This is a genomic window from Pseudomonas sp. DTU12.3 (assembly GCF_004124275.1).
Classification (GTDB): domain Bacteria; phylum Pseudomonadota; class Gammaproteobacteria; order Pseudomonadales; family Pseudomonadaceae; genus Aquipseudomonas; species Aquipseudomonas helmanticensis.
Genome location: NZ_CP027218.1, coordinates 3,882,832 through 3,904,135, shown reverse-complemented (window position 1 = coordinate 3,904,135; position 21,304 = coordinate 3,882,832). Strand labels below are relative to the sequence as shown.

The window sequence follows — 21,304 nt, the reverse complement described above, 5'->3', positions numbered from 1 at the left end:
TCTTCGCGAGCAGGCTCGCTCCCACAGATTGAATGCATTCCAGATGTGGGAGCGAGCTTGCTCGCGAAGAGGCCATCAATCACACCACAATTCCCCACTCATTTGAGCAACCCCAACCGCTCATGCCACTGCGCAATTGACTCTTGGGGATAAACCTCAAACTGCTTGTCTGCGGGCTTTGCGTTCACCTCAACCCACGGCGCCTTCGAACCGAGCATCAAGTGCGTGTGCTCCGGCGGCACCGGCAACGGCGTGTCGATGGCCGAGGCGAAGGGGTGGATCAGCTCCGGCCACTCCGGGCTGAACAGCCATAAACCGCTGCCGCACAGTGAGCAGAAATGCCGTTCGGCGGTGCTGCGGTGTGCACGTTTGTCGCCTTCGTCCTTCATCTTCGCGTGGTAGATCGAGATGTGTTTGCGCCCCTGAACCTTGAGGCTGGCCGAGTCGCCGCCGAGGTTGATCGCATAGCCACCACCGCCCTGGGTCTTGCGGCAGATCGAGCAGTAGCAGCGTTGATAAGGGTAGGGGTGGGCGCTGGTCAGGCTGAAGGTGACGGCGCCGCAGTGGCAGGAGCCTTCGAGGTGCATGAGGGGCCTCCGGTGGGCTGAAGTGGTGCGGTTCAGCCTAGAAGGTTTGTGGCGATCATGCTGCCGCCTTCGCTGGCAAGCGTTTCCCCTGTAGGAGCTGCCGCAGGCTGCGATCTTTTGATCTGGCCCTTCAAAATACACCATCAAAAGATCGCAGCCTACGGCAGCTCCTACTGGACTCGTGCGACAGCTGCGGTCAGCATGTCGTCCTAAAAACAGGGATCTCAACCCATGCGTAGACTGCCCTCACTGGCCGCCCTCAGAACCTTCGAATGCGCCGCCCGTCACGCGCATTTCGGCCGGGCCGCCGCTGAACTGTGCGTCACCGACAGCGCCGTCAGCCATCAGATCCGCCAGCTCGAAGAGCAACTTGGCGTCTCGCTGTTCATCCGCGAAGGCCGGCAGATTCGCCCGACCATCGCCGCCGGACGGCTGATGCAGAGCCTGCAGCAGGCCTTCGAACTGATCGGCGACGCCTGCGATGAGTTACGTGATCCATCGTCACTGGCGGTATTGCGACTGGCCGTCACCGCCGAACTCGCGCAAAAGTGGTTGATGAGCCGTCTCAGCGATTTCTACGCGCGCTACCCGCACATCACCTTGCACCTCTACGAACAACCGATCGACGCCAGCGCCCCTGGCGAAGACATCGACCTGGCAATCACCTACGGCACCGGCCCGGTCGACAGCAGCGCCTATTTCGTCCGACCGTTGCCGGCGCTGCAATTCTTCCCGGTGTGCAGCCCCGGCCTGTTCAACCAGGGCACGCTGAAGACGCCGAAGGATCTGGCCCGCCATTGTTTGCTGCACGACGATCAGGACGGCAAGACCTGGACCGCATGGCTGACCAGTCATGCCGGCGATCAACGTCCGCAGCGTCAGTTGTATTTCGCCCACGCAGGCTTGGCCTTGGAAGCGGCGGCGCAAGGGCAGGGCGTTGCGATGGGCGACAACCTCACTGCGCAGGAAGATTTGCAGAACGGCCGGCTGGTGCGGCCGTTCGCCTCGAGCATGACCGCCCTCGGCCAATACGCGCTGGTCTGTGAACGGGTGCGCATGGAGCGTCCGGCAGTCGCGCAAATGCTCGAATGGTTCAACGATCAACTGACGGATTGATGAGTTGAATTCAACTGTTCCGCAATAATCATCGTTGGCGGGTGCTCTGCCTGCGACCGTAGCCTGTGGTCATTCCCATCGCCAACAACGAGGTTTGACCATGGCACGTTTGCTCGACTCCACCCCCAAACACGACGGCTTCCGTCTGCCCGGCGAATTCGAAAGCAAGTCCGGCTGCTGGCTCGGCTGGCCGGAGCGCACCGACGTCTGGCGCAACGGCGCCAAGCCTGCGCAGAAAGTCTGGGTGCAGATCGTCACCGCGATCTCCCACAGCGAACCGGTCACCGTTTGCGCCTCGGCCGCGCAATTTGCCACCGCGCGCCGACAGTTGCCGCCGCAAGTACGCGTCGTGGAAATGACCTGCAACGACACCTGGTTCCGCGACAGCGGCCCGTGCTTTGTGGTCAATGACCAGAGCGGCGAAGTGCGTGGTGTCGACTTCGAATTCAATGCTTATGGCGGTCTCGACGGCGGCCTCTACTACCCGTGGGACAAGGACGATCAGATCGCCAGCAAGATCCTTGAAATCGAGCGTTTCGACCGCTACCGCGCGCCATTGATTGCCGAACTCGGCGGCATCCAGAGCGACGGCCAGGGCAGCATCCTCACCACCGAACAGTGCCTGCTCAATCGCAATCGCAACCAGCATCTGGGCAAGGATGAAGTCACCCGCAGGCTCACCGATTACCTCGGCGCCGAACAAGTGATCTGGCTGCCGCGCGGCTGCAAATTCGACGAAACCGATGGCCACGTCGATGACCTCGCCTGTTTCGTCCGTCCCGGCGAAGTGGTGCTGCAATGGACCGACAATCGCGACGATCCGCAATGGGAAATCTATCAGGAGGCATACGATATTCTGCGCAGCACCCGTGACAGCCGTGGCCGCGAGCTGATCGTGCACAAACTGCCGCAACCGGACGTGCTCGAATGGACTGCCGAAGAAGCCGAAGGCCTCGACCGCCAGGACAGCACCCACACCCGTCAGGCCGGCACTAAGATCTGCGCGTCGTACATCAACTATTACGCCGGCAACAGCTCGATCGTAGTGCCGCTGTTTGGCGATCGTCAGGATCAGGCAGCCTTGGCGACGCTCGCCGAACTGTTTCCGCAGCACAAAATCGTCGGCATCGAAAACTCCCGGGAAATCCTCCTCGGCGGCGGCAACGTCGCGTGCATCACCATGCCGCAATACGCCGGCACGCCTGACCACAAGAAGGGAGCCTGACCATGCGCCTGCACAAACTGACTCAAGCGTTATTGCTGGTGCTTGCACCCTTGTGTGTGCAGGCCGCCGACACCGCGAAACCGGTGGTCAACCTGTACATCTGGGGCGAGTACCTGGCCCCGGACACCTTGAAGAATTTCGAGGCGAAAACCGGCATTCATGTGGTCGCCGATCACTTCGACTCGCTGGAAACCGTCGAGACCAAACTGCTTACCGGGCGCAGCGGCTACGACCTGGTGCTGACCGCTGGCCAGCACCTGTCGCGGGCCATTGAAAGCGGTGCGATCCAGCCGCTGGACAAGGCCCGGGTGCCACACTTTGCCGGGGTCGGCGAGGAGTTCCGCCAGCACATGGCGGTGTTTGATCCGGGCAATCGTTTCGCCGGCATCTACGCTTGGGGTACCACTGGCGTGGGGTACCAGGAGGAGGCGATCAAGCAACGTTTGCCTGATGCGCCGACGGACAGTTGGGCGATGCTGTTCGATCCGGCGGTGGTTTCGAAATTTGCCGACTGCGGGGTGAGTTTGCTTAATGACCCGAACGAAGTGTTCGCCGCCGTCATGAAGTATATGGGCCTGGACATCAACCGGCAGAACCTCGATGACCTGAAACTCGCCGAGCAGCAATTGGCGAAGATCCGCCCGTACATCCGCTACTTCGACAATGACCTGAACATCAGTGATCTGGCCAATGGCAACACCTGTGTGGCGATGTCGTGGAACGGCAACGTGGCGATTGCGGCAGGGCAGGCGCAGGCGGCGAAAAAGCCATTCAAGCTCAGTTACCGGATTCCGAAAGAGGGCACATTGATCTGGTTTGACGCGATGGTCATTCCCAAGGACGCCCCGCACCCTCAGGCCGGATTGGCGTTGATGGATTACTTGATGACGCCGGAAGTGATGGCGCCAATCACCGACACCATTCATTACGCTAATGCGATCACGGCGGCGGATGGCTTGGTCGATGCATCGATCCGCAATGATCCGGGGACGTACCCGTCAGAGGCGGTGCGGGCTTCGCTGTACAGCAAGAATGACAATGGCAAGGCGTTCAATCGGGCTTTGATTCGGGCGTTCAGCCGGTTGAAGTCTGGTCTCTGATTTGAGGTTGAATCGACTGGCGCCTTCGCGAGCAAGCCCGCTCCCACATTGGAACGCGGTGACCGGTGGGAGCGGGCTTGCTCGCGAAGGGGGTGACGTGCTGATCCAATAGCTGACGCGCAACGCTGAGCGCGGTGGCTTGTTTTGGATTACACCCGGGGTATCGCGCTGGCGTGTTCGCTCAGCCCTCTACTGGGTGGTTTTTATCTGCACCGTTTGGACGTGGCCATGACGCGGCCAGACCTGTTTTATTTGCGTTATATGGATGACGTGTTGGTGCTGGCAGCAACACGCAACAAGTTGCGTCAGGGTATATGCGTGGTCAATCGTCTGTTTGAGGAACTCGAACTGCAGAAACACCCGGACAAAACCCAACTCGGCCTATCGAGCGGGGCTTCACTTTCCTGGGAAAGCGTTACCCCGTCCAATAGCCTCCTGGGTTAACGTCGGCCTATCGAAAAAACGTCAGCTTCAGGAGCAAGCGACAAGCACCACCGGGTTAAAGGGCGGTGCCGGTCGTGGATTACCGTTTTTTCGTATCAGAGGTCATCCTACTCGGGGGTGAATACAAAAGCGGGTAGGAGTGAATTTTGAATTGTCCCTGAATCCATATGAATCATGGGTGGCTGGCCGTCAATGACGTACAACATCACCCATAGATGGCGGTTCGGGTCCTGGGGGGTGGGTCCCAGGGCTACGTAGGATTGATAAGGGTCTGGGAATGCTAAACTTAAATTAGGGATAAACGGACCAGCTTGGTCGAGGTTAAGAAAATTCGCCAGGATAGCTCGCGCCCCCTTGTCTTGCATGGCCGGTTCACCTCCTGAGCTGCTGATCCATGCTCGGCAGGCGTTGGCCTCCATCAACGTCCAGTTTCTTCTCATCCGATACACGTTGGTGACGATAACTGAGTACGACCCGGTGCTCCCGCCTGCGCCCCTCACGGTGATGGTGGCCGAACCTTGTTTAAGCCCCGATACCTTTCCGCCGCTATCTACGCTGGCGATGGACGGGTTGGAGGATGAATAAGTATACGGACCCACGCCACCGCTGGGGACCCGGGTCTTGACGTTGCCTACTACCTCCTTTGTCGGCCAGCCGTAGTCCTGAATCAGTTTTATGCCGTCGAGCACCATCGGCGTCGGGTCGATAATCAACTCTGGAGCCTTCGCCACCGTAATAGTGTGTGGGGTCGACACCGGCTCCAAACCGTACAGGGCTTTGGCGGTCAGACTGTGCAGCCCGTCGATCAGGTTCTCCAAGCGATGGGTCCAGGTGCCACTGGCGTTGACAGGACTACGGCCTTTGGAGGTGGTGCCATCAAAGATTTCGACCTCGAGGTTCGCGGTCGCTGTGCCTGTCAAAATGACGGTGGTGTCGATGGTGGTGCCGCCATCCGGAATTTCCACGCCACTGGGCGAGCCTTTGACCGAGGCGATGGTCGGGGCTTCTGTTATTGGCAAGATGCTCAAATTCAATGGCGGCGACTTTCCGGCCTGCCCACCATCACGATTCAGGTTCCAGCGTAATTCAATATCCTTGCCCTGCCGTGCTGTCAGGAACGCGGGAGTCAGAAGGGTGTTCACACGTTTATTGGCGTTGAAGCCCACCAATGGAAACTGCGGCGAACCCGCTGGCGGATTGACTTCCACCAGCCGTGCCCGATCGTCTGCCTGTGCGCCGAGGTATTCGATGCGCACGGTCACGCCGTCGGGATAAGCCGGAATATCAATCGGACTCAGCGCCGGCGACACCAGAGAAGGGGGTAGCAGATCAATCGTGTCCCCTCCCGTCACCTGAGCCGTGGTGGTTTTCGAGGTGGCAATGACTGCCCCGGTTCTCACCAACTCATACTTGGCCCGCACCACGCTGTCAGCGATGACCTTGGCGTTGGGCACCAGCAATTTGTAGGTGAATGGAATCCGCCCAACGCTGGTTTCCACGGTGTGCTGCACAACGGGGCCGCTGGGTGGGGTAGCACTGTAAAGCATACGGATCACGTCGTTGAGCTGCCACAGCGGGGCAAAGGCATGTACCAGCACGGTCAGGTCTTTGCTGCCGAGTTTGTCCAGATCGATAGTCGCCGGATCGTCGTTGGGGTCGTCCGGATCTTCCGTCACGTCGGGCGCCACCAGACGCTGTTGTGTGAGGTTTACATCCACTGGCACGATGCCTGACCACGGGGAATCGGTGTCCGGGCCATTGCCGAGCTGGTCGGTGACGGTGAAGGAGAATACGAAGTTGGGGTGATCTCCCGCACGTATAAATACCTCTTCTTCAACCATCACACAAAGCGTGGTGGGCTCACTGGAAGGCGTCGCCGGCGCTTCCGAAACGCTGACAGTGCGGTAGACGTCCTGACCGTTGCAGTTCAGCCATATCACGTCGTGGGCACGGCAATAGGGGTAGGAAAAACAACACAGCACGCCTTGTTTGGCGCGCTCTGCGTCGATGCCGTCTTCAAGCACGTCTGCCGGCAGGATCAGTCCCAGCTCCGAATGCGCGCCATCGCCGGGTGTGCGGTCTTCCATGCCAGGGCGAATTGCGTTGTACAACACGGTCAGCACCGGCGTCGAAGTGCCGATATTCGAACTGCCACGGGTGATGGTGTAAACGAGTTCGTTAATTCTGTCCGGTAACAACAGGCCTTTGTTGATGTACAGCGTGGTGACGAAGTTCTCTTCACCGGCATTGATGGATTTGCTGTTCCCGGACAGCCCGTTCAGTACCAGCGTGATGACATCGCCAGGTTGCAGCGTACCCGCGAGCGGCGGATCGATATCGACTTTCAGGCCCATGGGTTTGAGGTCATAGACATGCTTGGGCACGCCATAGTGGGCGCCGATCACCGGTGTTGTTGCCTCTGGAACACGGGGTGGTGACAGTGCCAACACGGTGTTCTCGGGGCGTTCGCGGGTGTTCATGACGGAGGCTCCTGAGCGGGAAAAGGCCAGGAACTATCAAAGCGTTTTATCGAGGGATGTACACCTGTCAGATCTGACAGGTGCAGACAGGTTTAAGACAAACGGTCGAAGTGCGCTGACCGAAAATACAAAACCCGCCGCCCCGGTTGATCGGGGGCGGCGGGTTTTTTATGTCGGCAGAGTGTGTGTTGTCTGCGAGTCAGCCTTCGCGAGCAAGCCCCACATTTGGAACGCATGTCCCTGTGGGGGCGAGCGACGAAGAACGATAACGCGGTCTATCCCTTGGCCACACGCCACAAATACCACGCAGCCACCGTTCGATAAGGGCTCCACGCCAGGCCGATCTCGATCATTTGCTTGCGCGTCGGTTGCACTTCCAGTCCCTTCAACCGCCGATAGCCCTCGCGCACGCCAAAGTCATCGGCCGGCAGGATATCCATGCGCTCCAGGCTGTAGATCAGCAGCATCTCCACGGTCCATCGGCCCACTCCGCGCAGGCTGATCAAGCGTTCGATCAACGCTTCATCGTCCATCGCCAGCGCCGTGGCGTAATCCGGCACCACACCATCCAGCGTTGCCTGGGCAATGCCCTGAATCGTCGCAATCTTGCCGGCGGAAAATCCGCAACTGCGCATCCGCTCGAAATCGCTCGCGAGGATGTGTTCCGGGCGCGGGAATGATTGCTCAGGGAATAAACCCATCAGCCGGCCGATAATCGCGTCGCCGGCCTTGGCGTGCAGTTGTTGATAGGCGATGGCCCGCACCAGCGATTCATAAGGATCGCGCGCCGGATGCGGCTGATGCAGGCAAGGGCCGACAGCGGCAATGTGCTGCTGCCAGTGCGGGTCGAGCGTAGCGAGGAATTCGCTCGCTGCCTGATAGTGCCCGGGCATGCTATTTCAGCAAGCCGTTGACTTCGCCATACGTGAAGGCCTTGAGGTCGTGGGTGTCGAGTTTGCCGCTGGCGAGGAAGCTTTTCACCAGCCCGCCCATCGCCCCGTAAAGGAATTCGGCGATGCCGGAACCAGCGCTCAAGCGGCGCACGCCCAGCGCTTGCAGCTCTTCGGGCGAGGGCAGGCAGGCGAAGCCGAGTACGTTGACCGGCAGCGTCGTGCCTTTGCAGATCGCTTCGATCTCGTAGGCCGAGGTGACACCGGCGGCAAACAAGCCATCGGCACCGGCCGCTTGATACAACGCGGCGCGCCGCAGGGTTTCGGCGACGCGATCTTCAGCCGGCACCAGGCTTTTCAGATAGACATCGGTGCGCGCATTGATGAACAGCTTGACCGAACGTTTGTCGGCGATTTGCCGCGCCACCTCGATCTTGCGCGCGAGCAACTCCGGCGCGTTGGAACCGTCCTCGATATTGATCCCGACGGCACCCGCCGCAATGACCGCTTCAAGCACCTCGGCGACACGCCCGAGATCATCGGAATAACCGGCCTCGACGTCCACGGTCAACGGCACGCTGATCACCCGGGCAATCGATTCCACCGTGGATACCAGGCGTTCGAGGGGCAAGGTGTTGCCGTCCGGATAACCGTGGGCCCAGGCCACCGCCGCACTGCTGGTGGCGACGGCCTGACCGCCGAGGTGTTCGACCAGTCGCGCGCCGGTAGCGTCGGCGACGTTGGTCAGCATCAGCAGGCCTTGCTGATGCAACTGGTGAAACCGGGTGTCGAGCGTGCTCATCGAAATTCCTTGTTGTTGATGGTGCAAAATTTGTCAGAAAGCCAACGGTTGGCTGAGCTGTAGCGCGGCGCTTTCCAGCCTCAGCAAGAATGCCTTGCGCGGTTGTCCTCCACCATAGCCGGTCAGCGAGCCATCCGCGCCAATCACCCGATGACAAGGCACGACAATCGACAGCCGATTGTGCCCGTTGGCCAGCCCGACCGCGCGACTCGCGCCGGGTTTGCCCAACCCTGCGGCGATGGTGCCGTAGGTGCTGGTGTGACCGTAAGGAATTTGCAGCAGGGCCGCCCAGACCTGTTGCGCGAACTCGCTGCCGGGCAAATGCAATGGCACGCTGAACACGCTGAGTGTGCCGGCAAAGTACTCCGCCAGTTGCTGTTCGATCTGCTGCAAGTGCGTATTGTGTCCCGGTACGACGACGTAGCCATGGCGGTTCTGCAATTGCTCTATTTCAGTGGTCAGCGCCGGTCGATCGAGAAACTCCAGCAACACCAGTCCACGGCGTTCGGCCATCGCCAGCATCGGCCCCAGTGGCGTGGTCAGCCGCGTGAATAGCAGCGGCTCGCTCTCGGCGGCGCGGCCCGGGGTGATGTGGAACGACTTCTGGAAAGCATCGCGAAAGCCGCTGAGCGATTCATAACCCGAATCGAACGCGGCATGATCGATCGACGTGCCTTGCTTGATCCCGCCCAACGCCATGCCCAGTCGGCGAGTACGCAGCCAGGCATGGAAAGTCATGCCGAAATGCTGCTTGAACCAGCGCCGCAGCTTCAGCGGCTCGATGCCTTCGGCGAGCAATTGCGCATCGCTCCAGCGCATCTCGGGGTCGGCATCCACGCTTTTCAGCAAGCGCTGCACCCAGTCCGGCGCAATGGCGGCGGCGTCCAGCGGTTTGCAGCGCAGGCAGGCGCGATAACCGGCGGACAGGCATTCGTCAGCGTGGGCAAAGAACTCGACGTTCTGCGGTTTCGGCTTGCGCGCCGTGCAACTGGGGCGGCAGAAAATCCCGGTGGTTTTCACGGCCGTGAAGAACACGCCTTCATAGGCAGTGTCGCTTTCGAGCATGGCGCGAACCATCTCGGCGTGGGGCGGCAGGACAGCGGTTTGTATGTTCATGGCATGACTGTAAAACCAGATTGTCGATGGCTCCACCGGAAAATCGACAGTGAATTTTCCGTCTGCTGATCTACTGTGTAGGAGCTGCCGAAGGCTGCGATCTTTTGATGATCGTTCCCACGCTCTGCGTGGGAATGCAGCCGGGGACGCTCCGCGTCCCGTCATCAAAAGATCGCAGCCTGCGGCAGCTCCTACAGAGATTGTGAGGTGTTGGTTTATGCATCCGTTTTCCATTCAACATATTGATCACATTGTGCTGCGCGTGAAAGACCTGCAACGCAGCATCGAGTTCTACGCTCGGGCGTTCGGCGCCGAAGTGGTCAGGCACAACGAACCGCTGGGGCTGGTGCACTTGCGTGCCGGCACCTCGATGATCGATCTCGTCGACCTGGCCGGTGAACTCGGGCGCAAGGGCGGCGGGGCGGCCGGGGCCGAACGGCGCAATGTCGATCACTTCTGTCTGCGCATCGAGCCGTTCGACGAACAAGCGTTGACGGCGCACCTGCAATCGGCCGGACTGACCGTGAAAAAAGCCGCTCGACGCTTTGGCGCTGAAGGTTATGGCCTGTCGTTGTATTGCTTCGATCCGGACGGCAATCAGGTCGAACTCAAAGGCCCGTCCGAAGCGTAAGCCTCACGCGCGTTTGGCCAGCAACAGCACTGAAGCCGCCCCCGACAGCAGCCCCGCGCAGCAGCGGTTGAACATCCGCTTGCCGCGCGGCTCGGCGAACCAGCGGCGCATGCGCAGGCCCATCCAGGCATAGGCGGCGATGGCGATCCATTCCAGCAACAGAAACAGTGCGCCGAGCACGGCAAATTGCGCCGGCACCGGGCGCGCTGGATCAACAAACTGCGGCAGGAATGCAGTGAACAGCAGAATCGCCTTGGGATTGCCGGCCGCCACCAGAAACTCCTGACGCGCCAGCCTGAACAAGCCCACCGACGCTCCCGCCACCTGCTGTTCGGCCTCGGGATTGGCGCGCCACAATTGCCAGGCCAGATACAGCAGATACCCCGCGCCAATAATCTTGATCGCATGAAACAGCCATTCGGACGTTTGCAGCACCACCGACAACCCGGCGCCGGCCATTGCGATCATCCCGGCGAACGCCAGAATCCGTCCGATACCGGCGGCACAGGCACGGCGATAGCCATAGCGCGTGGCGTTGCTGACCGACAACAGGTTGTTCGGGCCGGGAGCCATGTTCAGGGCGAAACAGGCGGGGAGAAACAGCGAGAGGGTGGCGAGGTCCATGACGGCGCTCCGGAAACGAGTGCGCCATTTTTATCACAGCCCACACGCCGTCAGACCCATACAGTCAGGCAGCGCTGTCGCGGTACAGCCCGGCCATGCTGGACAACGCGGTCGAACTTTTTGCGCCGGCCGCAACTCTGAAACAGTCAGACGGCAATGGCCTCGGCGGAAAACCCTCCAGCCGGTCAGGTAGAAATTGCCCTCTGTATCACCCACCCCGCATGGCCCCAGGCGGCCCCACCAAGAGCGATCTACATGCAAGCAAAGGCCCGTGAAGTTTATGTGCCACCGGTGCTGCAAGATCTGCGAGCCGGCACTGCCGAACTGCACATCGCACTGGAAAAACGCCTTCCGTTTTTCTCCGATACCCTCGATAAACACGCTTTTGTGCGGCTGATGCAGGCCTATTACGGCTTCTATCTGCCGTTGGAAAACGCCTTGCAGAACAGTGGTTCGATCCCCGGCGACTTTGATCTGCAGCCACGTCTCAAGGCACCAACCTTACGCGCCGACCTGCAAGCGTTGGGTTTGGGCGCCGAGGCGCTGCAACGTCTGCCGCAATGCGAGCAACTGCCCTTCATCGACTCGGGCGCCACCTGCCTCGGCGCGCTCTACGTACTTGAAGGCGCGACACTCGGCGGGCAGATCCTGCGCCGCGAGATCGCCACGCGACTGGGGCTGGAAGCCGATAACGGCGCGGCGTTTCTCGATATCTACGGCGCCGCCACCGGCCGCCGCTGGCGTGATTTTATTGAATACCTAAGCTCCCGGCCGATGAGCGCCGAGGAGCGCGCCGCAGTTGTCGGCGCAGCACAAAGCACATTCAGCTGTTTCGAGCACTGGCTCGAAAGCCGGGAGGTATTGGCATGACCCCACAAGACAAAGAAGCCTTTGAAGAGCTGCTGGCCAACTGTGCCGACGAGCCGATCCGTTTCCCCGGCGCGATCCAGCCGCACGGCTTGCTGCTGACCCTGAGTGAGCCTGAGCTGGCGATCATTCAGGTCAGCGCCAACGTTGCAACCTTGCTGGCCCGAGAGCCGCAAAGCCTGATCGGCCAGCCATTGGCGCAACTGCTTGGCGACGCCGAGGCTGCGCAAGTGCGCGAGGCCTTGTCGCAACCGGCGTTGTCCGACACGCCGCCACTGCACTTTCGACTCAACGGCACGGCGTTCGAAGGCCTGCTGCACCGCCATCAGGACGTGCTGATTCTGGAGCTGGAAATCCACGTCGAAAACTTCCAGCCACGTAATGTCGCCGGCAACCAGACCCATTTGGGGCGCATGCTCCAGCGCTTGCAAGCGGCCACTTCGTTGCAGGCGCTGTACGACATCAGCGTCAAGGAAATCCAGGCCATGACCGGTTACGACCGGGTGCTGATCTACCGTTTCGAAGAGGAAGGGCACGGCCAGGTCATCGCCGAAGCGTCCGATCCGTCGATGGAAGTGTTCAACGGTCTGTTCTTCCCGGCCTCGGACATTCCCGAGCAGGCCCGCGAGTTGTATCGGACCAATTGGCTGCGGATCATCCCCAATGCCGACTACCAACCGGTGCCATTGCTGCCGAAGCTGCGGCCCGATACGCAGGCTCCGCTGGATTTGAGTTTCGCCACCCTGCGCAGCGTGTCGCCGATCCACTGCCAGTACATGAAGAACATGGGCGTGCTGTCGTCGATGAGCATCTCGCTGCTCAAGGGCGACAAGCTCTGGGGCCTGATCAGTTGCGGCAACCGCCAGCCGCTGCACGTGCCGCATGAATTGCGCGCGGCGTGCCAGACCATCGGTCAGGTGCTGTCGTTGCAGATCAGCGCGATGGAAGCGCTGGAAATCAGCCGTCAGCGTGAAGAGAAAGTCGAAGCGCTGGCCTTGCTCAATCAGGCGATGATCGATTCGCCACAAAACGTCTTCGACGGCCTGGCGAACCAGCCGCAAGTGCTCATGGCGCTGGCCAATGCCGGCGGCATCGCGATCATTGAAGACAACCAGTTGCACCGTTACGGCAACTGCCCGGAACCGGCGCAAATCCGTGCCCTGCACCGGTGGTTGCAGGACCACGGTGAGCCGGTGTTCGCCAGCCATCACTTGGCGAGCGTCTACCCACAGGCCGCGCAGTTTCAGCAGGTGGCCAGCGGTGTGCTCGCCATGAGCCTGCCCAAACCGGTCGACAACGGTGTGCTGTGGTTTCGCCCCGAGGTCAAAGAGAACATCAATTGGAGCGGTGATCCGCGCAAGCCGCTGGACCTGGAAAACTCCGACGCCGGGCTGCGCCTGCGGCCGCGTACCTCGTTCGAAATCTGGAAGGTCGAGATGGCCGGCATCTCCGCCAAATGGAGCCACGGTGATCTGTTTGCCGCCAACGACCTGCGTCGTTCGGCGCTGGAAAACGATCTGGCCCGCCAGGTCCGTCGCGAACAGGAAGCGGTGCGCGCTCGTGATGAGCTGGTGGCGGTGGTCTCCCACGACCTGCGCAACCCGATGACCGTGATCTCGATGCTCTGCGGCATGCTGCACAAAGCGTTCAGCTCCGATGGGCCGCACACCTCGCGGCGCATCTCGACGGCGATCGACACCATGCAGCAGGCCGCCGGGCGGATGAACACGCTGCTCGAAGACTTGCTCGACACCTCGAAGATCGACGCCGGACGCTACACCATCACCCCGCAGAAACTGCATGTCGGGCAGATGTTCGAGGAGGCGCAGGCGCTGCTCGCGCCGCTGGCGCTGGACAAGGACATCAGCATTTCCTTCGACGCCGATCCCGATCTGCGCATTCACGCCGACCCTGAGCGGCTGTTTCAGGTGCTGTCGAATCTGGTCGGCAACGCGATCAAGTTCACCCCGCGACTGGGCACCGTCGGCGTGCATGCCAAATCAGTCGGCGATGAAATCGTCTTCACCGTGCGTGACAGTGGCGAAGGCATTCCCAAGGAACATTTGCCGCACGTGTTCGACCGTTACTGGACCGTAAAAGAAGGCAACCCGACCGGCACGGGCCTGGGTTTGTACATCACCCAAGGCATCGTCGAAGCCCACGGCGGGCGGATTTTCGCCGAGAGCGAGCCAGGGCTGGGCAGCGAGTTCCGCTTCACCGTGCCACGCCTCGACTGACCCCCCTGTACGAGCTGCCGCAGGCTGCGATCTGTTGATGTGATCGTTCCCACGCTCCGCGTGGGAATGCCGCAATGGACGCTCTGCGTTCGGCTCTGGAAGGGACGCGGAGCGTCCCGGGCTACATTCCCACGCAGAGCGTGGGAACGATCAGGATCACAGGGGCATTTTCTTCAATACCCAGGATCGGGCGCTCGATACCGTGAGCACCTTGTTCCTCGATTTGAAGCGGGTGTGCGATGAGTCTGATTGTTTCGATGGCGGCGTTTGCCTTGGCGGCGTCGATCACGCCGGGACCGGTGAATATCGTGGCATTGAGTTCGGGGGCGCAATTCGGCTTTCGCGCCAGCCAGCGGCATGTCGCCGGGGCGACGCTGGGGTTCGTTTTGTTGCTGGTGTTGATGGGCCTGGGCCTGCATGAGGTTCTGCAGCTGTGGCCGTTCATGACCCGCGTGGTGCAACTGGCCGGGGTGGCGTTTCTGCTGTTCATGGCCTGGAAACTGGCCACTGACGACGGGCAATTGAACGCCAAGGATTGCGCTCGGGCGCCGTCGATGCTGTACGGCGCGGTGATGCAGTGGCTCAACCCGAAAGCGTGGCTGGCCTGCGTGGCGGGGATGGGCGCGTTCGTGGCGGATGGCGAGGCGCAGCTGGTCTGGCAGTTTGCGGCGGTGTATCTGGTGATTTGCTATGTGTCGGTCGGCTGTTGGGTGTATGCCGGGACATTCCTGCGCGGCTATTTGAGCAATGCGGCAGGCATGCGCTTGTTCAATCGGAGCATGGCGTTGTTGTTGGCGCTGAGCGCAATCTACTTTTTGTTCACTTGACCCTGTTGGCGCGAGCCTGCTCGCGAATGCTGTGCGTCAGTCACTGGATATGTCGACTGAACCACCGCTTTCGCGAGCAGGCTCGCTCCCACAAGGGGAAGTGTTCAATTTCAGGTGAAATGTCAGCCGCGATATTGGCCGGGGGTTGCGGCCAGGTGTTGCTTGAACGCCCGTTGGAAATGCGCCTGATCAGCAAACCCGGCCTCCAGCGCCACATCGGCAATCAGTTGTCCGCTGCGCAATCGCTCGCGGGCGAACTGGATGCGCTGGTTGACCAGAAACGCATGCGGGGTCATGCCGTAATGCTGTTTGAAGGCGCGGATCAGGTACGAGGGTGACAGCTGCGCCGCGGCGCAGATGTCCTCGAGGCTGAGCAGGTCGGTGCAATGTTCGCGGATGAAATCAGCGGCGCGTTCCAGCTTGAAATTCGGCTCGCGCAACGCTTGCCCGGCAGGGTTCAGGCGTAGTTGCAGATCACTGAAAAACTCCACCGCCGTACTCTGTTTGCGCAGCGCATCCTGCTGCTCGTCGACCAGCACCTGGTAAAGCGCGATCAAGTCGCGAAACAGTCCGGTGTCCTGCAAATGCGTGGCCGAAAACCGGCGAAACGCCAAGTCCTCGGCAAAGCCCAATTGATGCTGCAAATCCGTCAACCACGGCGTCTCGACGTACAGCATCACGTACGACCATGGCTGATCATCAATCGGATTGCAGGCATGCACATCGCCGGGATTCATCAACACCACCGTGCCCGTGGCGACCTCGAATTGCGCCTGCTCGTGCACATAAGTACTGCGCCCGGCGGTGATCGCACCGATCGAGAAATGCGCGTGGGAATGCCGGGCATAACAGACTTCGCGGCCATCGGCGATGGCCCGCGCTTCGATGAAGGGCAGGGCATCGTCGCGCCAGAAGCGCGGGGCTTTTTCAGGGTTTTTGGCGGCAGCGTGTTTCATTGTGATTATTCCCGGCAGGCCAGCGCACGAGTGTATTAGCTCTGGCCGGCAAAGGCCCGTTCGAGTTCGGCAATGTCGAGTTTTTTCATCTTGAACATGGCCTGCATCGCCCGTTGCGACTTGCTGGTGTCGGCGTCCAGCATCATCTGCATGAACGCCACCGGCACGATCTGCCACGACACCCCGAACTTGTCCTTGAGCCAACCGCACTGCTGGGCCTCGACCGGGCCACCCTCGGACAGGTTGCCCCAGAAGTGGTCGACTTCTTCCTGATTCTGGCAATTGACCTGAAACGAGATCGCCTCGCTGAATTTGAACATCGGCCCACCGTTGAGGCCGGTGAAGGTCTGACCGTCGAGTTCGAAACTGACGGTCATCACCGCACCTTCGGGCTTGCCATGAAATTCCTGACCGACCTTGCTGTAGTGGGTCAGGCCGGTGATTTTCGAATGATCGAAGATCGAGCAATAGAATTTCGCCGCCGCTTCGGCCTGATCGTCGAACCACAGGCAGGGCGTGAGTTTTTGAAAGCGTTGCATGGCAGTCATCCTCGGCAGGTTAGACACGCTGGACTATCAGCGTAGACAGTCCTTGGTCGATTGCCGGTGCCGTAGATCGACAATTGCCGAGCATTGGAAATCCTGACGACGGAGACAACGAGCCGCAGACCGCATTTTCTTACCGTGTCTTTCGGTAGTCGTAATGACAAGGTTTCAGGTCGAATTGACTATGTCCGGGTTGTGTCAAATTGACTTGTTATCGTGCAACTAACTGATTCTATTGAATTTAAAATCTGGCACGAGACTTGATGTACTCAACCTACCTAAACGAACCGATCAGGAGTACGCCACCATGTTCACCTTCTTCGAAAGCCCGCTGCACGTTCTGCACCTGTCGAGCAAAGTCCTCGTCGTCGGCCTGATCATGCTACTGGCGGGCATCTACGGTGCTTATCTCTACAACGGTCACATGCCGATTGCACTGCTGGTGGCGATGCATGCCCTGACCATCCTCGGCCCGACCTTGATCAAGATCGGCTACGTCATGCGCCTGCTGGCGCAATATCGCCTGCGCGGCCCACGGATGATTCCGCAAACCGCGTAATCCCTGTGGGAGCGAGCCTGCTCGCGAAGGCGTCAGCACAGTCGGAGTCTATGTTGCCTGACACACCGCTTTCGCGAGCAGGCGCGCTCCCACAATGGCAGCAGGGTTTCCAGAATCTGCAGTCAACGCAAAATCCTGGGGGAACGGTGTTACTGAAATTTCAGCGTCGCTCAGCCACCATCAACAATGACTGCGGCACCGGGCTTTGCGGGTGTTGGGGTTCCTGCATGCCGGTCAGGCGGAATCCGGCCATGTCCAGCGCATTGAACCAACTCGACAACGTGCGGAAATACCACGGCATTGGCTGCCACTGGCCTTTGAACCCGGCGAAGGATTCCTCGCGCCAGCCGTCCTGATAATCGCCAGCCGCTGCTGCCCACGGATGCAATGTCTGAATCACCAGCGCACCGCCGGGAACCAGCAGCACATTCATCGCGGCCAGTAGTGGAATAATGTCCTGATGCAGCAGCGCGAAATTCGCGCAGATCAAATCGAAGTCACAGCCGATATCAATCTTGGCCTCGACCAGCGCGTCGTAGTCGGCAACATGCACCGTCGAAGACCCGGCCAGACGCGCCGCTTCAACCAGCGTCGCATCACCGTCCACGCCCACCGCAGCAATCCCCAGGTCCGCCAGCGCCCGTAACAACCAGCCTTCGCCGCACCCCAGATCAAGCACACGCTCCGGCTGGCGGCCCATGATCGCCAGCAGAATCGCCTGATTGGTCACCTGTTGACGGCTTTCGATGCCGCCGCTGCGGATCACTTCGATCCAGGCATCGGCGTTGTCGTGCCAGCTCTGCAAAAGACTGGATTCGGGGGAGGGCATGTCGGCGTCCGTATTATTGAAAACCCACAGTATGGACGCCACCGCGCGCGTTCGCTGAATTCAAATCGGCTCTGCAGGCGACGGCGAACAACAGCGCTTACTCCTTCAAGCCGACGTTATCCAGCGCCTGATTCACCGCCAGTTCCCCCAGCATCACCACTTGGGCAATGCCCAGCAGCGTATTGCGATTGGGGCCGTCCAGCGATCCCGCAAAATCGCCAAGCATGACCGTTGCCGAGGCCAAAGACTCGCACGCATTCGCCAGTAATGATTCGGTATCGGTTTTCGGGTTGACCATGAACATGCTGCTGGGGCTGTAGGGCGTGGCCATGATCTGCGCGGGCGCAAGGTAATGATCGAGGGCGCGTTCGGCGGCGGCGTGAAGCTTCTTCGAATCGAATGATTCGTAGGGCGAAGCCGGATCTGTGACCAGCGGTTTTGTGGTTTCGGACATCAACTGAAACTCCTCGAGGCACTGCGAAAGAATGACACCCGGTAGGAGCTGCCTCAGGCTGCGATCTTTTGATCTTGCCTTTGATTGTTAAAGATCAAAGGATCGCAGCCTGCGGCAGCTCCTACAGGGGACTGCGGCGAGTTTGCTAGTGCGGCAAGCGGCGGCTGTCCAGGACTCGATTGACCATCAGCTCACTCAGCATGATCACCTGATGCAGCATCAGCATGGCCCGGCGTTGTGTGTTGTCGACGACATCGCCGATATCACGGGCCATGTCGCTGGCAGCGGCTAACGATTCGCAGGCTTCTACGAGCAGAGTTTCTTCGTCCACGGCGGGGTCGATGAGGAAGATCTTGCTGGTCTTGCGGGAAGGGATTGAGAGCTTCAGTGAGCCGGGGTTTAGATAGAAGTTGATGGCGCGGTCAGTCGCCTCTTTTATTTTTTGAGGTTCGAGATTTGGGTCATACGGGATCGGATCGACGTCCGGTGGGTTTGGTGTTGGTTTGAACATTGATGGAACTCCGCTAAGCAAAATGAGGAGCCATCACTCTCGCTACCAAACGAGGGTGGCGGCCAGGCGCAGGTTGGTAGACCGGTCTAAGCGGAGTAAAACCCCGGCGCTCCCGAAGGAGCCCCACGCATGGCCGCCATAAAGACTGCGTCCCCAAAAAAGGGACTGCATAGGGCGTCAACACACACTTAGAAACGGGCTACCAAACCCGATCACTGTTTTGCAGTGACAGGGAAACGATATAGCCCGCACCAAAGCGCGTATGCCGGCGGATTCTGGCGTAAGCGTAGGTAACGGCGCAAGGCGTTGTAGGGCTTGTGGCGTAACGGTTTGTGTAATTTAAACGTGCGTGCAAAGTTGTGTTTATTTACGCTAAACACAGGAAAAAGGAGGAGGTGCACCATGAATCCATTCACCGGCGGCTGCCTGTGCGGCGATGTCCGTTTCGAAGTGGCAGGTCAGCCTTACCGCGTCGGCATCTGCCATTGCCTCGACTGCCGCAAACGCCACGGCGCGCTGTTTCACACCTCGGCCATATTCCCTGAGAGCGCACTAACGGTCAGCGGCGAAACCCGCGACTACAACGGCCGGTTTTTCTGCCCACGCTGCGGTTCACCCGTTTTCACGCGCTCGGCAGACGAGGTGGAAGTCAACGTTGGATCGCTGGATGAACCGGACCAGTTCAAACCCACTTACGAACTCTGGACGATTCGCCGCGAGGCGTGGTTGCCGGCGCTTCCGCTGGCCCACCATTACGAACGTGATCGCGAGAGTACAAGTCGCACAGAGGAATAATGGACGTGAGCCCAATCACATCCCCCTTGTGGGAGCGAGCCTGCTCGCGAAAGCGGTGGGTCATTCAGCTCAAGTTCAACTGACAGATTGCTTTCGCGAGCAGGCTCGCTCCCACAGGGGGGAAGTGTACGGCTGCCAATGATTTCAACCGCGAATGAAGGCCAGCAGATCCGCGTTGATCGTCTCGGCCTCCGTCGTCGGCATCCCGTGCGGGAACCCCGGATACGACTTCAGCGTGCCATTGGGCAGCAACTTCGCCGACAACGGCCCCGAGTTCGCATACGGCACAATCTGATCATCCTCGCCGTGCATCACCAACACCGGCACGGTGACCTTCTTCAGATCCTCAGTAAAATCCGTCTGCGAGAACGCGACGATCCCGTCGTAATGCGCCTTCGCCCCACCGATCATGCCCTGACGCCACCAGTTGGCAATAATCCCCTCTGAAGGTGTAGCCCCTGGCCGGTTGTAGCCATAAAACGGTCCGGTCGGAATATCCCGATAAAACTGCGCGCGATTCGCCGCCAAATTCGCCTGAAACTCATCGAACACCGATTTCGGCAGACCACCCGGATTGCTCTCGGTCTGCACCATCAGCGGCGGCACCGCACTGATCAACACGCCCTTGGCGACGTTGTCCTGACCATGCCGGGCGATGTAATGAATGACCTCGCCGCCACCGGTCGAATGACCGACATGCACGACATTCTTCAAGCCCAGATGATTGACCACCGCCAGCGCATCATCCGCGTAGTGATCCATATCGTGCCCGTCCCAGACCTGGCTCGAACGCCCGTGCCCACGCCGATCATGGGCAATCACCCGAAAGCCCTTGCCGAGAAAGAACAGCATCTGTGCATCCCAATCGTCCGAGCTGAGCGGCCAGCCGTGGTGGAAGTGGATCACCGGCGCGTCTTTCGGGCCCCAATCCTTGTAGAAGATTTCGACGCCGTCTTTGGTGGTGACAAATCCCATGTTCGCTACTCCAGACCAATGTGATGGATAACCCGCGCGGTGGGCGCGGACCGGTTTCGCTCATGACGTGGCTTCTAATGGCTCGGGTGCGAGCCGTTATCAACTGTAGGATTAAAGTCGACATCTGCATGACCGGTGGTCGCAACGTCTGGCTTCAGGCGCAAATTAGGCTTTGCTGAAAGGGATAAGCCGAGGCGCGCGTAGGCATCAATGGCCACAGCGGCGCCCCTTCAGAACACCGTGAGTCTGAGGAAATCCCCCGATGCTGACCTTGAATATCAATGGCAAGGATCAGGAGCTCGATGTCCCCGCGGACATGCCGTTGCTCTGGGTCCTGCGCGACGTCGCGCACCTGACCGGTACCAAATTCGGCTGCGGCATGGCCCAGTGCGGGGCCTGCACCGTGCATGTCGACGGGGCGCCGTTGCGCGCCTGCATCACGCCCGCGACCGCCGTGGCCCACGGGCAGAAAATTCTCACCATCGAAGGCCTCTCCACCGACGGTTCGCACCCGGTGCAGCAAGCCTGGGCCGAACTCGACGTGGTGCAGTGCGGTTACTGCCAGTCGGGGCAGATCATGTCGGCCGCCGCCTTGCTGGCGAAAATCCCCAAACCCACCGACAGCGATATCGATCAGGCGCTCTCCGGCAACATCTGCCGCTGCGGCACCTATCCGCGAATCCGCGCGGCAGTAAAGCGTGCTTCGGAAATCGGCTGATTTTGTGGGGAGATAG

Annotated in this window: 23 protein-coding genes; 11 read left to right on the top strand and 12 right to left on the bottom strand. The window is 60.1% G+C overall.

Translation table 11 applies throughout. The features are described 5' to 3' along the window. Window positions 1–98 precede the first annotated feature (98 nt). Complete coding sequence (locus tag C2E19_RS17615; protein WP_129394362.1) at window positions 99–587, bottom strand: GFA family protein; 489 nt, start codon at window positions 585–587, stop codon at window positions 99–101. A gap of 231 nt (window positions 588–818) precedes the next feature. Between C2E19_RS17615 and C2E19_RS17610 the strand changes: the two genes are divergently transcribed. The 4 genes from C2E19_RS17610 to C2E19_RS17595 all read left to right on the top strand — a co-directional run bounded on the left by C2E19_RS17610 (window position 819) and on the right by C2E19_RS17595 (window position 4,472). After that, complete coding sequence (locus tag C2E19_RS17610; RefSeq protein WP_129394361.1) at window positions 819–1,703, top strand: LysR substrate-binding domain-containing protein; 885 nt, start codon at window positions 819–821, stop codon at window positions 1,701–1,703. 100 nt (window positions 1,704–1,803) lie between these two features. After that, window positions 1,804–2,928, top strand: coding sequence for an agmatine deiminase (gene aguA, locus C2E19_RS17605; RefSeq protein WP_129394360.1), 1,125 nt, complete (start codon window positions 1,804–1,806; stop codon window positions 2,926–2,928). Between the two features lie 2 nt (window positions 2,929–2,930). Next, the gene (locus C2E19_RS17600) at window positions 2,931–4,028 is read left to right on the top strand and encodes an extracellular solute-binding protein (RefSeq protein WP_129394359.1); all 1,098 of its coding nucleotides are present in this window, start codon (window positions 2,931–2,933) and stop codon (window positions 4,026–4,028) included. Window positions 4,029–4,172: 144 nt separating this feature from the next. After that, entirely contained in the window at window positions 4,173–4,472 is a 300-nt protein-coding gene (locus tag C2E19_RS17595) for a reverse transcriptase domain-containing protein (protein WP_129394358.1), read from the top strand. A 107-nt stretch (window positions 4,473–4,579) separates the two neighbouring features. On the opposite strand, the gene C2E19_RS17590 is transcribed toward C2E19_RS17595, so the two are convergent. The 4 genes from C2E19_RS17590 to C2E19_RS17575 form a co-directional block, all read right to left on the bottom strand. Then, the gene (locus C2E19_RS17590) at window positions 4,580–6,952 is read right to left on the bottom strand and encodes an Ig-like domain-containing protein (RefSeq protein WP_129394357.1); all 2,373 of its coding nucleotides are present in this window, start codon (window positions 6,950–6,952) and stop codon (window positions 4,580–4,582) included. 275 nt (window positions 6,953–7,227) lie between these two features. Next, window positions 7,228–7,845 carry a DNA-3-methyladenine glycosylase gene (locus tag C2E19_RS17585; RefSeq protein ID WP_129394356.1) on the bottom strand — a complete coding sequence of 206 codons (618 nt, stop codon included), beginning with the start codon at window positions 7,843–7,845 and terminating at the stop codon, window positions 7,228–7,230. Between the two features lies 1 nt (window position 7,846). Continuing rightward, window positions 7,847–8,644 (bottom strand): isocitrate lyase/phosphoenolpyruvate mutase family protein, encoded by a 798-nt coding sequence (locus C2E19_RS17580; RefSeq protein ID WP_129394355.1) that lies wholly within the window; start codon window positions 8,642–8,644, stop codon window positions 7,847–7,849. Between the two features lie 33 nt (window positions 8,645–8,677). After that, entirely contained in the window at window positions 8,678–9,760 is a 1,083-nt protein-coding gene (locus C2E19_RS17575; RefSeq protein ID WP_129394354.1) for a bifunctional transcriptional activator/DNA repair enzyme AdaA, read from the bottom strand. 217 nt (window positions 9,761–9,977) lie between these two features. Between C2E19_RS17575 and C2E19_RS17570 the strand changes: the two genes are divergently transcribed. Further along, a complete protein-coding gene (locus C2E19_RS17570) occupies window positions 9,978–10,391 on the top strand; it encodes a VOC family protein (RefSeq protein ID WP_129394353.1) in 414 nt (137 codons plus the stop codon). A gap of 3 nt (window positions 10,392–10,394) precedes the next feature. Here the strand turns inward: C2E19_RS17570 and C2E19_RS17565 are convergent, their stop codons facing one another. Further along, on the bottom strand, window positions 10,395–11,015 hold the full coding sequence (locus C2E19_RS17565; protein ID WP_129394352.1) for a LysE family translocator: 621 nt from the start codon (window positions 11,013–11,015) through the stop codon (window positions 10,395–10,397). Between the two features lie 255 nt (window positions 11,016–11,270). Here C2E19_RS17565 and C2E19_RS17560 point away from each other — a divergent pair, with 255 nt between their 5' ends. The 3 genes from C2E19_RS17560 (at window position 11,271) to C2E19_RS17550 (ending at window position 14,946) form a co-directional block, all read left to right on the top strand. Further along, window positions 11,271–11,885 carry a biliverdin-producing heme oxygenase gene (locus tag C2E19_RS17560; RefSeq protein WP_129394351.1) on the top strand — a complete coding sequence of 205 codons (615 nt, stop codon included), beginning with the start codon at window positions 11,271–11,273 and terminating at the stop codon, window positions 11,883–11,885. Continuing rightward, window positions 11,882–14,119 carry an ATP-binding protein gene (locus tag C2E19_RS17555; RefSeq protein ID WP_129394350.1) on the top strand — a complete coding sequence of 746 codons (2,238 nt, stop codon included), beginning with the start codon at window positions 11,882–11,884 and terminating at the stop codon, window positions 14,117–14,119. Before C2E19_RS17560 ends, C2E19_RS17555 begins: the two co-directional genes overlap by 4 nt. Before the next feature lie 239 nt (window positions 14,120–14,358). After that, entirely contained in the window at window positions 14,359–14,946 is a 588-nt protein-coding gene (locus C2E19_RS17550; RefSeq protein ID WP_129394349.1) for a LysE family translocator, read from the top strand. Window positions 14,947–15,068: 122 nt separating this feature from the next. On the opposite strand, the gene C2E19_RS17545 is transcribed toward C2E19_RS17550, so the two are convergent. Together C2E19_RS17545 and C2E19_RS17540 are read right to left on the bottom strand one after the other, a co-directional pair. Beyond that, entirely contained in the window at window positions 15,069–15,902 is an 834-nt protein-coding gene (locus tag C2E19_RS17545; RefSeq protein ID WP_129394348.1) for an AraC family transcriptional regulator, read from the bottom strand. A 35-nt stretch (window positions 15,903–15,937) separates the two neighbouring features. Continuing rightward, window positions 15,938–16,441 carry a VOC family protein gene (locus C2E19_RS17540; RefSeq protein WP_129394347.1) on the bottom strand — a complete coding sequence of 168 codons (504 nt, stop codon included), beginning with the start codon at window positions 16,439–16,441 and terminating at the stop codon, window positions 15,938–15,940. Window positions 16,442–16,754: 313 nt separating this feature from the next. Between C2E19_RS17540 and C2E19_RS17535 the strand changes: the two genes are divergently transcribed. Next, window positions 16,755–17,006, top strand: a complete 252-nt coding sequence (locus C2E19_RS17535) for a transmembrane sensor/regulator PpyR (protein ID WP_129394346.1) — start codon at window positions 16,755–16,757, stop codon at window positions 17,004–17,006. Between the two features lie 160 nt (window positions 17,007–17,166). Here C2E19_RS17535 and C2E19_RS17525 read toward each other — a convergent pair whose 3' ends face one another. From C2E19_RS17525 to C2E19_RS17515, 3 genes are all read right to left on the bottom strand, one after another. Beyond that, complete coding sequence (locus C2E19_RS17525; RefSeq protein ID WP_129394345.1) at window positions 17,167–17,835, bottom strand: bifunctional 2-polyprenyl-6-hydroxyphenol methylase/3-demethylubiquinol 3-O-methyltransferase UbiG; 669 nt, start codon at window positions 17,833–17,835, stop codon at window positions 17,167–17,169. Between the two features lie 97 nt (window positions 17,836–17,932). Further along, complete coding sequence (locus C2E19_RS17520) at window positions 17,933–18,289, bottom strand: DUF6124 family protein (protein WP_129394344.1); 357 nt, start codon at window positions 18,287–18,289, stop codon at window positions 17,933–17,935. A gap of 145 nt (window positions 18,290–18,434) precedes the next feature. Beyond that, window positions 18,435–18,800 carry a DUF6124 family protein gene (locus tag C2E19_RS17515; protein WP_129394343.1) on the bottom strand — a complete coding sequence of 122 codons (366 nt, stop codon included), beginning with the start codon at window positions 18,798–18,800 and terminating at the stop codon, window positions 18,435–18,437. 402 nt (window positions 18,801–19,202) lie between these two features. Between C2E19_RS17515 and C2E19_RS17510 the strand changes: the two genes are divergently transcribed. Then, complete coding sequence (locus C2E19_RS17510) at window positions 19,203–19,595, top strand: GFA family protein (RefSeq protein ID WP_129394342.1); 393 nt, start codon at window positions 19,203–19,205, stop codon at window positions 19,593–19,595. Between the two features lie 144 nt (window positions 19,596–19,739). On the opposite strand, the gene C2E19_RS17505 is transcribed toward C2E19_RS17510, so the two are convergent. Continuing rightward, complete coding sequence (locus C2E19_RS17505; RefSeq protein WP_129394341.1) at window positions 19,740–20,570, bottom strand: alpha/beta fold hydrolase; 831 nt, start codon at window positions 20,568–20,570, stop codon at window positions 19,740–19,742. Between the two features lie 262 nt (window positions 20,571–20,832). Between C2E19_RS17505 and C2E19_RS17500 the strand changes: the two genes are divergently transcribed. Next, on the top strand, window positions 20,833–21,288 hold the full coding sequence (locus C2E19_RS17500) for a (2Fe-2S)-binding protein (RefSeq protein ID WP_003224136.1): 456 nt from the start codon (window positions 20,833–20,835) through the stop codon (window positions 21,286–21,288). The last annotated feature ends 16 nt before the right edge of the window (window positions 21,289–21,304 follow it).